The following is a 15243-nucleotide window of genomic DNA, read 5'->3' as shown; positions in this document are numbered from 1 at the left end:
CCCCCCGGCACGCGGCGTCACACCGCCATCGGCTCCAGCTCGCGCCGGAACCGCTCCTGGGTCCGGGCGATCCGGACCAGCGGATGGTCGTCGCCGAGCTGACGCGCCAGCTCGACGACGAGCTCCGACCGCAGCTGCGCCGCCTCGTCCTGGCGCCCCATGGCGTCGAGCGTGACCGCCAGGTTCGAGGTCAGCGCCAGGGTCTCGGGGTGGTGCGCCCCGAGCGCGTCGCGTATCTGCACGGACAGGCGCTGCTCGGTCTCCAGCACGATGTCCAGCTCGCCCAGGTCGGCGGTCGCGCTGGCCAGGTTCATCACGCAGAACAGGGTGTTGGGGTGCTCCCGGCCGAACGTCTCCCGCATGGCGGCGACGACCATTTTCAGCACCCGCTCCGCCGCCTCCGGCTCCCCGGCCCCCGTCAGGTAGACGCCGAGGTTGTTCTGCGCCGCCAGGGTGTACGGGTGCTTCTCCCCGGGCACCTTCATGTACTGGTCGACCACCTCCTGCGCGGTGTCCCGCGCCTCCACGCTCTCGCCCGCCGCGAACAGGTCCGCCGCCAGGTTGAGGTCGCAGGCCAGCGACTCGGGGTTGGCGGTGGTGTACTTCGCCCGGTAGCGGGCGCGGGTGGCCACCGTGAGCCGGCGGGCGTCCTCCAGCCGGCCCGCCCTGCGCAACGACACCGCGAGGCTCTTCGCCGCGCTCAGCGTGGCGGGGAAGGTGCGGCCCATCGTCTCCTTGAAGCTGTTGTACGTCGTGCTGAGCAGCGTCACCGAGTCCTCGTACCGGCCGACCTCCCGCAGGTCGCGCGCCAGGTTCATGGCGGAGGAGAGGCTGTAGGGGTGGGCCGGTCCGAGCACCTGGGTGCGCAGATCGTAGACGTCCTGGTCGATCTCCCGGGCGCGGGCGTACTGGCCGACGCTGCGCAGGTTCAGCGCCAGGTTGTTGGCGGCGGCCAGGGTCCGCGGGTGGGAGTCGTGGAAGATCTGCCCGAACCCCTCGTGGGCCTCGGTCGCCATCTCGATGGCCCGCTCGTACTCCCCGAGCAGGCCGAGGTCGATGGCGAGGCTGCTGGTGGTCATGTACGTGTGCGGGTGCTCGGGCCCCAGCACCTCCCGCTGCCGCTCCAGCGTGAACTCGTCCAGCTCCCTCGCCTCCACGTAACGCCCGCGGGTGCGCAGGATGTTGGAGAGGTGGAAGCAGAGGTACAGGTACTGCAGGTCGCGCTCTCCCAGCTGCTCGCGCCAGATCTCGCGCAGCTCCTCGCCCAGCGCCCACGCGGTCCTGATGTCGCCGCGCTTCCAGAGGTAGCGGACGCGGTCGATCAGCAGCCTGCGGGTCTCCGGCTCCTTGCAGTTGCGTGCGTCGGAGGGACCGAGGTGCGGCCAGATCGTCGCGAAGCGCGGCCAGGTCTCCGGGTTGTCTATCGGCTCGTCGTCGTCGGGCCGAGCGCCGGCCAGGATGCGGTGGACGACGTGCCGGGCCTCGCGCTGCTCCTCCTCGCTGAGCTGCGCCTTGATCACGGCCTGGACGAGGCGGTGCACCTGGACGGAGTTGGAGACCTGGTCGACCTTGGCGAGGGCGAACCGGCCGATCTCCCGGATGACCCGGCCCAGCACCAGCTTCTCCTGGAGCGAGGAGTCGTACGGCTTCAGAGCGTCGATCATCTCCTTGCTGTAGAGGAGGTTGGCGGAGATCGGTTCGGGGGCGAAGAAGGCGCAGAGCTGGAGCAGCCGTACGGCGGCGGGCGAGCGCTCCCTGAGCCGGGCGATGGAGATGTTCCAGGTCGCCGCGACCGGTTCGGGGTAGCCGGCCGGCTGGTTGAGCGCGAGGACCTGGGGCGCCTGGCGGGCGAGCTGATCGAGGTAGGCGTCGATGGGGGTGGCGGTCTCCGCGATCCAGGCGGCCGCCTGCTCCACGGCGAGCGGCAGGTCGCCCACCGCGGTGGCCACCTGGTCGGCGTCCTCGTCGCTGAGGCCCGGGGCCCGGCGCTGGAGGTGCTCGATCGACTCCTCCCGGAGGAAGACGTCCACGGGCAGCGCGTCGCCGTGCTGGGACCAGCTCTGGTTGCGGGAGGTCACCAGGATGTGGCCGGAGCCGCCCTGCGGGAAGTAGCGGCGCAGCTGCTCGGGGTCGTCCGCGTTGTCGAAGACCAGCAGCCAGCGGTCCGAGGGCACCCCGCGCCGCAGCAGGTCCACGGCTTCCTTGGAGGCGGCCGCCATGTCGTCGCCGCCCTGGGCGCCGAGCCGGACGGCGAGTTCGGCGAGCGAGGCCACCACGTCGTCGGGCTGTTCGGCCGATACCCACCACACCAGGTCGTAGTCGGCCATGAAGCGGTGCACGTACTCCAGAGCCACCTGGGTCTTGCCGACGCCGCCGAGCCCGTACAGGGTCTGCGGCTGCGGCAGGACGACGGCGAGGCCGCCGCCGAGCTGGTCGCGCATCCGCTCCAGGACGAGCGAGCGGCCGGTGAAGCCGGGGTTGCGGGGCGGGGCGTTCCAGATCCTCGGCACGGTGCCGGGGAAGCGCGGTCCGGGCGGGACGCCGTCGGTGATCTGCACCGGCCGGTCCAGGGCCCGCATCACGGCGGTGGTGGCGTGCACCTCGTCCAGCCGGAAGAGGTCGACCGGGTTGCGGTCGATGTACGGGGAGGTCAGGCGTACGTCCCCGATGCGCAGCGGGACCAGCCGGCGGTGTCCGCTGCCCACGGCCTCGGCGGCGGTCCGCTCCCACAGTTCGACGGCCCGCTGGGACTTCAGGTAGGCGCTGGAGAGCAGCACCACCGTGCGGCCGGCGTTCTCCGGAGCGGGGTCCGTCTGCTCCTGGGGCGGGCGTTCGGCGGAGACGTCGCGCGGGACGACCCGGAAGCCGGCCCGGGTGAGGATGGACTCGAGCCAGTCGGCCCACATCCGGTTCTCCGCCACGTAGCTGAGGTGGAGGTCGGCGGGCAGCGCGGGCCTGCGCCGGGTGAAGGCGTCGCGGATGCGCAGCCGGACCTCTTCGCCGATCGGGGGCATCGAGGTGATCTCCCGGTCGGTGACGACCGCGGTGAGCCGTTCGAAGGCGGAGAGCAGCGAGTTGGTGAGCCCGGCCTCGTCGCCGAAGGTGGCGAGGGTCTCCTCGTAGGCGTAGTAGGGGCGGTAGGGGATCTCCACCGCGCCCCAGTAGGCGGTGAGCTCGTCGCCGGACAGGTCGCGCGGCAGCCGGTCGAACTTGAGCCGGGCCAGCGCCCGTCCGGCGTCCGCCTTCTCCTTCTCGCCCTCGTCGATGCGCATCGGCACGGGGTAGATGGAGATGGGGCGGCCGGTGTTGCGCTCGGCGATCTGGCGGGCGACGGAGGCGGCGCCGTCGATGGACTGGTCGCTGAGGGTGAAGCAGTCGACGAGGACGTCCGGGAGGTGGACAGTGCAGATGTCGGCGATGTCGCTGAGGCCGGTCCGGCTGTCGATGAGGACGTAGTCGTAGTGGGCCTTCATGTCGTCGCGCAGCGCGTCGAAGAAGGTGCCGCCGCCGAACCGGTCGTAGAAGTTGTCCCAGTCGAAGGTGGAGACGGTGGCGCTGTACTCGCGGTTCTGCCGCCCGGCGGAGACGAAGTCGAGCGTGCCGCCCTGCGGGAACTCCCAGCCCAGCGACTCCGGGGTCAGCGAGACGGCGTGCGGCTGGATGCGGGCGTAGTCGCGGTGCCAGTCCTCGGGGCGCTGGACGGGGCTGGTCGCGGCCCAGGCGTACTCGGTGATCAGGTCGATCACGCCGGTGGTGGCGCCGAGGGTGGCGGGGTCCAGGAAGGGGTGGAAGAACCGGTGCAGCCCGGGGGCCTCCAGGTCCCAGTCGACGGCCAGCACCCGTTTGCCGTTGGCCGCGAGGATCCAGGCGGTGTTGGCGAGGGCCATGGTGCGCCCGGTGCCGCCCTTGTACGAGTAGAAGGTGACGATGCGCCCGTCACGACCGGCACTCATAGGTCCTCCGCTTCCGTCGCAGGGTCGTGCGGGTCGGGTATGTAGCTCGTGGCGCCCATGGGGCCGGTGAGCCGGGTCCGTTCGCCGGAACCACCACCGGCACCGGGCGGGTAGGCCTTCGCGTACTTGAGGTACTGCTGGGCGGCGACCTCGACCACCTGGGGCAGGAGTTGTCCGTACGCCTCCATCGTGGGGACTCCTTTCGCCGCGGCGCGGCACAGGGCCCGGCCCTGGCCCATCTTGACCGGCATGGTGGCTTCGAGGCGTTGGGCCAGTTCGGCGTCGGCCGCCCTGCTCTGGTGGTCGTCGCGGTTCCACGGCACGACCAGGGTGACCCAGGGGCGGTTCTCGGCGTCGAAGGCGGCGAGCCGGCGGCAGTGGTCCTCGTCCCGCAGGGCCCAGCGGTCGACGATGAGGATCTCGGGGGTGTTGGGCGGGGCCTTGGCCTCGTGCCGGTCCTCGTCGAACGAGGTGATCACGGCCTGGTAGTTGAGCGAGCGGACCAGTTCCCCGGTGACGTAGGCCAGAGGGCGGGCGGAGGCCGGGTAGTAGGGGTTCCAGTCCTGGGGGTGGTCGCCGTAGTGGGCGCCGTTGCGGCCCTCGGGCAGATCGTGGCGGGTGGGCGCCGCGATGGTGATCCGCATCGGCCGGGGCGCGCCGACCTCGCTGCCGGGGGAGCCGAAGGCGCTGGGGGCCAGGCGGTAGTCGACGGGGCGGCCGGTGTCGATGCGGACCGTGTCGGCGACGCTGACGATGCGTTTGGCCAGTTCGTAGACGGCCCGTTCGTACTCCTCGGCGAAGAGCCTGAGCTTGATCAGGCCGTAGAGGCCGTCGCTGACGTACCGTTCCCCGAAGTCCCGGTGGTTGAACTGCAACCGCTCGGCCGGGCCGGGGAGCTGGCTCGGGGGGACCGGCACCCAGAGCGCCGGGACGATGGCCTCGGCCGGTTCGTTGGAGCGGGCCCGGTGGTGGATGGCCCGCTGCTCGAAGGCGTACCACTCCTTGCCGCACATCTCGCTGGCGAAGTAGCGCGGCGAGAACAGGGGGACGAAGACCCGGCAGGTGGCGAGGACGTCGCCGAGCCGTTCCGACCAGCCCTCGCCGGAGCGTATCTCCCGGTCCATGAACCCGGCGCGTGCTCCGGCGGGTAAGTCGGTCATGGCCATCACATGGCCGCAGAGGTCCTGGAAAAGCCGTTCGACCCACATGTCGGGGTCCGTGCCGGCGCCGTATCCCGGCGTGTGGGCGTAACTCAGAAAGAAATACGGCCGATGGCCCACCGCTCGCTGTTGCGTCGATGCGTGCACACGACCCCCGTCCTGTGTGAGCACTCGCATCCCAGAAGGAGGAAGGGAGTGCAAGCGAACTCATCATTCCGGAGCGGACCGTTTTCCTCGCCGGGCCGTTCGGTCATTCGACCGTCATTTTCCGGTCAGCCGCCGGCATGTCCGGTGAAGGGCCGGAGAGCGGGAGGACCCTGTCGGGGTTCTTCCCGGCGGTGCTCCGTGTTCCGCTGATCTCCTTGCGGACAGCGGCGATCAGCTGTTTACCGTCGACCGTCACCTCCGCCGCGTTCTCGATCATGTCGATCGCTTCCGGAACACCCATGAGGAAACGCGGATCGTACAGTCCGAGCCCCGCCCGTTCGAATGTCTCGGTCAGCAGTCGGGAGAACGGCACGTGTTCGCTCCCCCAAGGCGTCCGATGTTCCCAGGTGCCGTCCAGGGCGTAAAGATCCGTCACTTCACCGAGGGCCCGCAGTTTCGCGCGGCGCGCTCCGCCCAGGATGCCGCGTGCCAACGCCTCGGCGTCGGCCGCCGGTCCGACGCCGAGCGCGCCGGGCCCGTGCCGCCCCGGCTCGGCCGCCCCGGCGGACAGGGGGGTCAGCGCGGTGAGCGTACGGGCCGCCTCGGCCGCCTGCTCGGGGACGGCGTCGGCCAGCAGCGCCCAGGCGTCGGCGATCCGGCGCGTCCAGGCGTCGGCCTCCGCCGCGTCGAGCCGACCGGTCGCGGGGGCGTCGTAGCGGTCGCGGAAGGGGTCGAGGTCGTCCAGCGGGAGTACGGGGGCGGGCGCCCGGCGCAGGGTGCGGACGGGCAGCCAGTGCGGGCCTTCGGGCTCGCCGTGCGCGACGCGCCGCTCCATACCGGGCGCGGCCTCCGCCCCCCGGACGAGGAATCCGCCGCCGCCCTCGGGGCGCACGACCGCCGTCCCCCGCTCCGGGGGGCCGTCGAGGAGCACGGTGCCCAGGGTGGGCAGGTGGAGGCTTCCGTCGCGGTACGCCACGGGGACGGGCAGGTCGAGGCCGGCGCGGACGGCGGCGGCGGCCACGGTGGCGGCGAACCGTCCGGCGGCGGCCTCCGGCAGGCCGCGCCCGGCGTCGACGTCCTCCAGCGCCTCGACCAGCCAGGTACGGGTGTAGGGGTGGGCGAGGACCGCGTCGAGCGCGTCGGCCCCGGCCGGGTCCGCCTCGGCCTCGGCCGCGAGCCGCCAGGCGTCGTCCCAGAGCCTCCCGCCGCGTCCGTCGAGGGTGTCGTGGAGAACGGCGAGCAGAGTACGGGTCAGCTCCTGGTGGGCGGCGAGCAGCGCCTCGGACGACCGGAGGGCGGGCGACTCGGCGGCGGCGGCCGTCCGCTCCTCGACCCCCCGGATCAGGGCGGTCAGGTCGGCGCAGTAGACCGAGGGGTTGTCGAAACCCCCGCCGCCGCCGGGGGCCCGGTCGGAGCGGTACCGGTGGGTGTAGAGCCCGCCGCCGCACGAACGCACGATCGGGCAGCGGCGGCAGGTGTCGCCGACGCCGGCCAGCCCGAGCTGGCGCGCCCGGACGCCGGGGTGGGCGGCGACCTCGTCGAGGGTGTTGCGGAAGACGTCGAACCCGGTGGCGGCGGCGCCCTCGTAGGCGCTCTTGAGCGAGTCGACCTGCTCCAGCGTCCCGTCGGTCTCGATGACGACGAGGTCGGTGGGGGCGAGCCCGAGGGACTCGGTGAGGCTGGGGCCGCCGCCGAGGGTGGAGAGCACCGAGGAGAACATCCGCACGGGCATGGGGCGGCCCTGCTCGGTCCAGCGGTCGAAGACCGTCAGCAGCCAGTCGGCGTACGCGGTGGGCGAGCCGTCCGGCCGGGGCGGCGGGTCGTCCCAGGTGGCGTGCGGCAGCAGGAAGTCGACGAGCGGGGGTTCCAGGGCGGCGAGGGCGTCGTGCACGGCCACCGGGTCGTTGCGGACGTCGACCGTGCACAGCAGGCCGAGGTCCAGGTGACGGTAGCGCTCCTCGCGCAGGAGTCCGACCGCGCGCAGCACCATCGGGTGGCTGCTGCGTCCGTCGGCGTACCGGCGGTGGCGGTCGTTGGCGGCGCGGTCGCCGTCGAGCGAGATCCCGACGCGGACGTGGAACTCGTCGAAGAGGTCGAGGTAGCGGGGGCTGAGCTGGACGCCGTTGGTGTGGATCCTGAGGTCCAGCTCAGCGATGCCGTTCAGGGCCGAGCCGAGCTCCTCGCAGACCCGGCGCAGTCGCGCGGGCCCCGCCAGGAGCGGTTCCCCGCCGTGCAGGATCACTGTGACGGAGGGAAGCGCATGTGTCGTCGCATGCTCGGCCAGGCGCCGGGCAGTCCAGGAAATCGCCTCGTCGGAGATGACTTTCGGGCGGGTCAGCCAGCTCTGATCTGCGTGTTCGTAGACATAGCAGTGGTCACAGGCGAGATCGCACCTGCTGTGCACTTTGAGAACGAATTCACGGAAGGGGACCAGGGGTCCTGTCATTCCGCCAGTCTAGCCAGTTCTGACGCCTGTTCAGAGAGCAGAACTGAAAGTGGAGATCCGGGTGGACCGGGCCGTCGTCGCGCCGATCGCGCGGCTGATCTTCCTGACGGCCTCGGCACTGCGGACGTCGGTCGCCGCGAGGGTCGCGCGGGTCTTCGCCGGGGCGAAGGCGGGGGTGGTTCCGTAGGTCTTCACGGCCGTCCTAGGGGGGTCCTGAGGGGGTCTGTTTCCGGACAATCCAACACCGCCGGATTCCGTGTCACCACACGGTCCGGCATGCGCACTTTACTACCGCCGGGGGCCCTCCACATGCCGGCGGAGCGGCCTTCGCCCCCGTGTTCCGAAAGCCGGAACACGGCCCGCGTTCGGCCGCTCGGGGGAACGGGGGAGGAAGGGCCGGGCCGCCGGGCCGGAGGGCCGGCTCCCCCCGTCGCCGGCTCTCGCAGGTGGGAGGCGTGCGGAGGGCTCCCCGGCCGTCCGCACAGACGTCCGGCGCGCCACCGGAGACGTGCGCGGCGCCGCCCCGGACACGGCCGCCGGCACGTCCCGCCGGGGCCGCCGGTTCACCCGTTCACCGGTTCCGTGCCGGGAACGTTGTATTCCGCGCGGGCGCCGCGCATGCAGTCCAGGACGCGTTCGTGGCTGTCGCCCACGACGTCGGTGACCCGGACCCGGACCTGGAGCGACTCGACCTTCTCGACGCACCGCCGCGAGAAGACGCCCACCGGCACGGTCTCGTAGTTCCCGGTGCCGACCAGCGGAAAGCCCGCCCCGAAGGCGATGAGCTGGTAGTCCCGGCCGACCGAGAGTCCGGCCGACGTCAGGGTGGACACGACGTCCGGGACGGCGGCCCAGGGCGCGGGCGCCTCGTCGGACCCGCCGCGCAGCACGACGCGGCACTCCCAGCTGTCGACCACGGCGATGTGCTGGCCGCCGTTCAGTATCCCCACCCGCCAGGCGGGCTCCCCCTCGGCGAGCAGCCCGGTGCGCCACGAGCCCCGGTAGCCGAGGTAGGGCCGCACCGTACGGGCGTACTGGGCCCGGGCCAGGACGGCGCCCGTCGCCACGGCGAGCAGGCTCCCCAGCGCCTCCGTGTCCAGCAGTTGCAGCCGCCAGGGCCAGTCGCTCCGGGCCCCCGGCGAGACATTGGCCCGCACGGCCTCCCACACCAGGATCACGAGCAGGAGCGCGAGCAGCACCAGCGGTGCGGTGAAGAGCAGCGGGCTGCGGCGCACCCTGCGCTGAGCGTCCTGGAGCGGGGTGCCGTCGTCCGCCCCTCCGTGCCGGTCCCCCTCGATGGCCCCTCCCCCGTCCGGAGGCGGCCGGGCCCGCCGAAGAGGGCGCCGGCCCGCCTGCTGTACCGCCCGGTCGGGCAACCTTGCCACAGTGCCGACGGGTGAGGAAGGCCGCTCGCGCGAAGGTGGCCGAACCTCGTCGCGGTGACCGGCCGGAGGGCCGGGGCGCCCTTGCCGCACCCGGTCCCCGCCCCTACTCTCGTGGCCCCGGACGGGCAGGGGGACGTGCGGCCGGGTCACACGACAACTGCAGACGGAGGCGACCGTGACGGCGCTGCCCGAGCCGCTGAGATCCATGGTCTTCAGGAACGACGACCTGCCCGCGCTGTTCCACCACACGGACGCGGTCGCGGTGGCCCGGCAGCGTGAGGCCGTGAACACCACGCGGGCGCAGTTGGCGCTGCTCGTGGCCGGTACGGTCCCGGCGGCGCTGCCGTGGTCCGCCGAGGACGGCCCGGCGGCCCGCGTCCTGCACGGCGCGGCGGTGCTGGCCTATCTGGGCGTGCTCTTCACCACGTTCCTCGCCTCCCACCGCAAGGCGAAGTCCCACTGGCAGCTGAACCGCTCGGCGGCCGAGTTCATCAAGTCCAACTGCTGGCGGTACGCGGTCCACGGCGCTCCGTTCGACAGCACGACCGAGCATCCCGAGGCGCTGTTCGCCAACCGTCTGGAGGACGGCCTCCAGGAGTTGCGGAAGGTGGGGTGGGCCGATCCGCGCGAGGAGCTGCCGGATTCCGGCGGGCTCATCACGGAGTCGATGCGCGCGTTGCGGAACAAGGCGTACACGGTCCGCAAGGAGACCTACGTGCGGGACCGGCTCATCGAGCAGCGGCGCTGGTACCGCAGGCGCCGGCACGCCTCCCGGCGCGGGGCGCTGGTGTGGTCGGGCGCCATCGTCGCGCTGACGCTTCCGGCGCTGGTCCTGAGCACGTTCCAGGCGTTCGGGATGGGCAGGTCGTTCGGGCTGACGAGGGTGCTGTCCGCGGCGGCGGCGGCCTGTCTCGCCTGGAACGAGATGCGCCGGCACCATCCGCTGATCTCGGCGCACTCGCTGGTGGAGCAGGATCTGGAGTCGATGCAGGCGGCCATGGAGACCACGCTCACCGAGCGGCACTGGCCCGCGGCGGTGTTCGAGACGGAGCAGATCGTGTCGCCCGAGCACACCGACTGGCTGGTGCGGCACCGGGTGTGAGCCGGCCGGTCCGTCGCCGGGGCGGCGGCGGGTCCGGCCGGGGTCAGCCGCGCAGCACGCCGTCGCGCCAGATCACCGTGACCGGGCGGCCGAGGGTCCGGGCGTACGTCACGATGTCGCCGGTGCCGCCGAGCCCCCGGGCGGGGAGGCCGTCCCAGACCGCGAGCAGCCGGTCGCAGTGGTCGGCGATGTAGGCGCCGGCCGCGTAGTACGCCTCGTCGGTGGAGTGCGGGAAGCCGAGCCGCACCTCCCGGGCGGCGCGCGCCTTGAGCGTCCGGTAGCGGGCGAGGTCGACGGCGTTCTCGAAGCACGCCTCGTAGTCGCCGCTGGGGATGACGGCGGTCAGTTCGGCGCCGCGGGCGAGGGCGAGGTCGGCGAAGAGCTGGTCGGCGCCGACCGCCAGGCTGGAGAGCGCCTGCACCGCCCCTGCGCGGTCGTGGAGCGCGGCGCGCAGTCCCGCGAGCACATGGGCCTCGGCCTCGGCGGGGATGGAGCGGTGACCGGTCACTCCGATGCGGTACACGGACCTGCTACCCCCTGATGCCCAGCGGAGGGCGGTCCGGGGCTCGCCCGCCCCCGGCGCCCTCTGTCGCCCCGTCGCGACGACCCGTCGTGGCGTCATCCTCTCAAGAGCCACCCGGCGAGCGGGAGCCCCCGTCCGGAATTCCGGACGGGGGCACGTATGTACGGACAGCTCCGTACCCGGCCGGGGCGGGGCCGGTCAGTACACGCTGACGCCGTAGGCGCTCAGCGCCTCGGTGACCGGCTGGAAGAAGGTCGTTCCGCCGGAGGAGCAGTTGCCGCTGCCGCCGGAGGTGAGACCGATCGCCCGGGTGCCGGAGTAGAGCGGACCGCCGGAGTCGCCGGGCTCGGCGCACACGTTGGTGCGGATCATGCCGTAGACGACGTCGCCGCCCCCGTAGTTGACGGTGGCGTTAAGGCCGGTGACCGAGCCGCTGTGGGTGCCGGTGGTGGAGCCGCGGCGGGTCACGGACATGCCGACGGTGGCGTTGGCGGCGCTGGTGATGTCCTGGCCGCCCACCGTGCCGTCCTTGGGGATGGTGGTGTTGGTGTAGCGCACGATGCCGTAGTCGTTGTTGGGGAAGCTCGATCCGGAGGTCGAGCCGAGCACCGTGGTGCGGGCCGAGTTCGCGTACCAGGTGGTCGCGCCGTCGGTGCAGTGGCCGGCGGTGAGGAAGTAGTAGGTGGTGCCGCTGCGGACGTTGAAGCCGAGGGAACAGCGCCCGGTGCCGGAGTAGATGGCGTCGCCGCCGGAGATGAGCTTGGTGAACTTGCCCGGGGTGCGTTCGACGCGCAGCGCGTCGGCGTTGACGCCCGCCGACTTCTTGATCCGGTTGATCTCGGCCTGTGAGACCGTGCTGTCGACGGTCACGACGAGGCGCTTGGACTGCGGGTCGATGTTCCAGGCGGTGCCCGCGATGTCGGCGCCGAGCACGGCGTCGCTCGCCGCGGTCAGCTGGTCGGCGCTGAACGTACGGGGTGTGTCGGCGTTCGCGGTGGGGATGGCCAGCGCCGCGACGGCGGCGAGCCCCGCGATGACGGCCGTGTTCCGGGCGCGTCTCGCCGTTGCGGAGCGGTTGTTGGTGCGCTTGATCCTCACGTCGGGTTCCTCCGAGGGGAATCGGGGGCCCTCCTGTGGGGTGGTGGGCCCGTGAGGCGCAGTCGGGGGCCTGTCCGGATTCCGGATTTGCCGTGCCCCTGACAATCGCTGACCGGAGTATCGAGGCGGCCGGACGGGAGACGCAAGAATGCCTTTCGGCCACGCCGGTCACTCACGCACCCGGCCCCGCGGGCCGTGGGGCCCGCGGGGCCGGAGGGGTTTCTTCCGGATCAGGCGTCGAGGCGGTTCCGCTCCCCCGCGGGGACCGCGACGGCGAGCGTGTTGCCGGGGGGCGGGAAGGGGCAGATGAAGTGGTCGGCGAAGGCGCACGGCGGCAGCAGCGCGCGGTTGAGGTCGACCGTCACCCGGCCGTCGGCGGAGGGCGCGCCGGGCCGCAGGAAGCGGAAGCGGTAGCTACCGTTCCCGCTGGTCGCGTCGGCGAAGACCGCCCACAGCGACCCGTCCGGTTCGACCGCGACCCGCAGCGTGCACTCCTCGCCGTCCACCGTGAAGGCGATCTCGCCGCCGAGGCCGAGACCGCGCTCGACCCCGTCCGCGTTGGCCACCCGTACGGTCCGGTCGCCGCCGTAGGGGCGGAAGGTCCCCGGCAGCACCCAGCGGGGGTCGTACGGGGTGGCCTCGATGGTCGAGAAGGCGCGCCGCGCGGGGGACGACGGGTCGAAGTCCCGTACCGCCCACAGCCCTTCGCGGCGGATCACCACCAGCCGCCGCCCCCCGCTCGCCACCCGGGAGTCGTCGGCCGGCCCGCGGTCCGCGCCGAGGCGGATCTCGCCGGTCAGCGGCTTGCCGTCGACGGTGACGGCGTCCTCGGCGGTGGCCGTGAGGACCACCTCGTCGCCGTCCTCGCGCCACCGCCCCGGGACGGCCGGAATTCGCCCTTCCGGGTGGTCGGCGAGCCAGTGGGTTCCGGTCAGGGAGAGCGGGCCGTAGGGGGCCGCGACGGCGGCGATCCGCTCCTCGTGCCACCGCTGCCAGTCCTGCGCGGCGTCCGGTCCGCCGCCCTGCTCCTGCTGCTGTGCGTCCGTGCTCATGCGGTCAACCTTTCCACACCGGCTCCGGGAGGCCGAGGTGCGATCGCAGCGTGGAGCCGGTGTAGGCGGAGCGGAAGGCCCCGCTCTCCTGGAGGATCGGGACGACCCGGTCGACGAAGTCGTCCAGGCCGCCGGGGGTGAGGTGGGGGACGAGGATGAAGCCGTCGGCGGCCCGTCCGTCGACGAACGCGGTCAGCTCGGCCGCGACGGTGGCGGGCGAGCCGATGAACGACTGCCGGGTGGTCGTCTCGATGACGGTCCCCCGCAGCGAGAGCCCCTTGGCCTCGGCGAGCGCGCGCCAGCGGGCGGCGGTCGCGAGGGGGTCGCCGTGCCGGACCCGGCCCTGGGTGATCCCGGAGTCGGGGACCGGGTCGAAGTCCGGGAGCGGGCCCTCGGGGTCGTACGCGGAGAGGTCGGCGCCCCAGACCTGTTCGGCGGCGAGGATCGCGTTCTGCGGGGAGACCTGCTGCCGGCGGATCTCGTACGCCAGCTCCTGGGCCTCGGCGTCGGTGTCGCCGGTCACCACGGTGACGCCGGGCATGATCCTGAGGTCGTCGGGCTGCCTGCCGTACGCGGCGAGCCGGGCCTTGACGTCGGCGTAGAAGGCACGGCCCGCCTCCAGGGTGCCGTGCCGGGTGAAGACGACGTCGGCGGCGGACGCGGCGAACTCCCGGCCCTCGTCGGAGTCCCCGGCCTGGATGACCACCGGATGCCCCTGCGGCGAGCGCGGGACGGTGAACTCGCCGGAGATCGTGAACTGCGGCCCCTCGTGGGCGAACGGCCGCGAGACGCCGTCGGGCGTCCAGGAGTCCCACAGCTCGCGGGCGGTGGCGACGAACTCGGCGGCCCGTACGTACCGGTCGGCCCGGTCGAGGTAGCCGCCCCGGCGGAAGTTCTCGCCGGTGAAGGCGTCGAAGGAGGTCACCACGTTCCAGGCGGCACGGCCCGCGCTGAGGTGGTCGAGGGTGGCGAGCCGGCGGGCCAGTTCGTAGGGCTCGTTGAAGGTGGCGTTGACGGTGGCCGCGAGGCCGAGCCGTTCGGTGACGGCGGCCAGCGCGTTGAGCACGGTCAGCGACTCGGGCCGGCCGACCACGTCCAGGTCGTGGATGCGGCCGTTGTGCTCGCGCAGCCGCAGCCCTTCGGCGAGGAAGAAGAAGTCGAACTTCCCGCGCTCCGCGGTCCGGGCCAGGTGCTCGAAGGAGGAGAAGTCGATCTGGCTGCCGGAACGGGGATCGGCCCACACGGTGGTGTTGTTGACGCCGGGGAAATGGGCGGCGAGGTGCATCGGGCGCGGCACGGTCAGGCCCCCTTCGCGGCGGTCCGGGCGGTGGAGTACCGGCCGACGGGGCGTGGGAGCCCCAGGTGTTCCCGCAGGGTGCCGCCGGGATGGAAGGTGCGGAAGAGACTGCGGTGCTGGAGGAGGGCCACGGTGCCGTTGACGATCCTTTCGAGGTCGCGTTCGGGGGTGATGGGGGTGAGGTGGAAGCCGTCGGCCGCGCCGGAGCCGTGCCACCGGGCGATGAGGTCGGCGAGGTCGACGGGCCCGCCCCGGAAGTAGGTGCCGCGCCCGGCGAGCCGCGGCCCGGCCTCCAGCCCCGGCTCCGGCGCGGTCTCCACGTCGCCGAGGTCGACGGTGAGCGCGACCAGGACCCGCAGGGCTTCCGGGTCGCGCCCGTGGGCGGCGGCCCCGGCGCGCACCTCGTCGCGGACGGCGGCCGCCTGCTCGGGGGTGGTGGCCCGGATGTGGACGACGTCGGCGTGCCGGGCGGCCGCCTCGCGGGCCGGGGCGGTGGTGGCGTCGAGGACGGTGACGGGCCGGCCCTGCGGCGGACGCGGCACGATCGCGGGGCCCTTGACGGTGAAGGCGGAGCCGGTGAAGTCGACGTAGTGGAGCTTGTCCCGGTCGATGAAGCGGCCGGTGGCGGTGTCCCTGATCTCGGCGTCGTCCTCCCAGCTGTCCCAGAGCCGCCCGGAGACGTCGGCCACCTCGCCGGCCTCCCGCCACAGCTCGGCGGGGGGCGCGGCGGGGCGCCTGCCGAACAGCCGGGCCTCGGCCTCGGTGGTGGAGACGTCGGCCTGCCAGCCCGCCCGGCCCCGGCTCACCCAGTCGAGGGTGGCGACGGCCGAGGAGACGTGGAAGGGCTCGGTGTGGGTGGTGGTGACGGTCGGGACGAGGCCGATCCGGTCGGTGCGGGGGGCGACGCGGGCGAGGACGGCGAGCGCGTCGAGGCCGGGCCGGGCGAACGAGTCGCCCAGGGTGACGTAGTCGAGCGCGCCGTCCTCGGCCAGCTCGGCCAGCCGGAGGTAGTGCCCGGCGTCGTAGTGCGGCGGGCCGCCGATCTCGGCGGCGAGGTGGAGGGGGGCGGGGGCGGGCATG

Annotated in this window: 11 protein-coding genes; 1 reads left to right on the top strand and 10 read right to left on the bottom strand. The window is 73.0% G+C overall.

The genetic code is table 11. From position 1 onward, the window contains the following. Window positions 1-17: 17 nt before the first annotated feature. The 5 genes from fxsT to AMK24_RS17285 all read right to left on the bottom strand — a co-directional run bounded on the left by fxsT (window position 18) and on the right by AMK24_RS17285 (window position 9091). Window positions 18-3953 (bottom strand): FxSxx-COOH system tetratricopeptide repeat protein, encoded by a 3936-nt coding sequence (fxsT, locus tag AMK24_RS17300; RefSeq protein ID WP_073769670.1) that lies wholly within the window; start codon window positions 3951-3953, stop codon window positions 18-20. Next, window positions 3950-5290 (bottom strand): FxsC protein, encoded by a 1341-nt coding sequence (gene fsxC, locus AMK24_RS17295; protein ID WP_158072159.1) that lies wholly within the window; start codon window positions 5288-5290, stop codon window positions 3950-3952. The genes fxsT and fsxC overlap by 4 nt, the downstream gene beginning before the upstream one ends. 73 nt (window positions 5291-5363) lie before the next feature. Then, window positions 5364-7706 carry a radical SAM/SPASM protein FxsBH, inactivated beta-hydroxylase extension form gene (fxsBH, locus tag AMK24_RS17290; protein ID WP_073769668.1) on the bottom strand — a complete coding sequence of 781 codons (2343 nt, stop codon included), beginning with the start codon at window positions 7704-7706 and terminating at the stop codon, window positions 5364-5366. Window positions 7707-7736: 30 nt separating this feature from the next. Beyond that, on the bottom strand, window positions 7737-7901 hold the full coding sequence (locus tag AMK24_RS33955; RefSeq protein WP_158072158.1) for an FXSXX-COOH protein: 165 nt from the start codon (window positions 7899-7901) through the stop codon (window positions 7737-7739). 368 nt (window positions 7902-8269) lie between these two features. Further along, entirely contained in the window at window positions 8270-9091 is an 822-nt protein-coding gene (locus AMK24_RS17285) for a hypothetical protein (RefSeq protein ID WP_242435184.1), read from the bottom strand. Between the two features lie 205 nt (window positions 9092-9296). On the opposite strand from AMK24_RS17285, the gene AMK24_RS17280 reads away from it, so the two are divergent. Then, window positions 9297-10193 (top strand): DUF4231 domain-containing protein, encoded by an 897-nt coding sequence (locus tag AMK24_RS17280; RefSeq protein WP_073769973.1) that lies wholly within the window; start codon window positions 9297-9299, stop codon window positions 10191-10193. 43 nt (window positions 10194-10236) lie between these two features. Here the strand turns inward: AMK24_RS17280 and AMK24_RS17275 are convergent, their stop codons facing one another. From AMK24_RS17275 to AMK24_RS17255, 5 genes are all read right to left on the bottom strand, one after another. Continuing rightward, window positions 10237-10716 (bottom strand): hypothetical protein, encoded by a 480-nt coding sequence (locus tag AMK24_RS17275; RefSeq protein ID WP_073769667.1) that lies wholly within the window; start codon window positions 10714-10716, stop codon window positions 10237-10239. A gap of 198 nt (window positions 10717-10914) precedes the next feature. After that, complete coding sequence (locus AMK24_RS17270) at window positions 10915-11814, bottom strand: S1 family peptidase (protein WP_073769666.1); 900 nt, start codon at window positions 11812-11814, stop codon at window positions 10915-10917. A 230-nt stretch (window positions 11815-12044) separates the two neighbouring features. Further along, window positions 12045-12866 carry a DUF1684 domain-containing protein gene (locus tag AMK24_RS17265; protein ID WP_073769665.1) on the bottom strand — a complete coding sequence of 274 codons (822 nt, stop codon included), beginning with the start codon at window positions 12864-12866 and terminating at the stop codon, window positions 12045-12047. Window positions 12867-12870: 4 nt separating this feature from the next. Beyond that, window positions 12871-14151 carry an NtaA/DmoA family FMN-dependent monooxygenase gene (locus AMK24_RS17260; protein ID WP_073769972.1) on the bottom strand — a complete coding sequence of 427 codons (1281 nt, stop codon included), beginning with the start codon at window positions 14149-14151 and terminating at the stop codon, window positions 12871-12873. Between the two features lie 14 nt (window positions 14152-14165). Continuing rightward, a complete protein-coding gene (locus tag AMK24_RS17255) occupies window positions 14166-15242 on the bottom strand; it encodes an LLM class flavin-dependent oxidoreductase (protein ID WP_073769664.1) in 1077 nt (358 codons plus the stop codon). Between the last annotated feature and the right edge of the window lies 1 nt (window position 15243).

It is taken from the genome of Streptomyces sp. CB02366 (assembly GCF_001905905.1).
Classification (GTDB): Bacteria; Actinomycetota; Actinomycetes; order Streptomycetales; family Streptomycetaceae; genus Streptomyces.
Note: the sequence above shows the minus strand (reverse complement) of the source record. Positions and strands in the feature narration are given on the sequence as shown.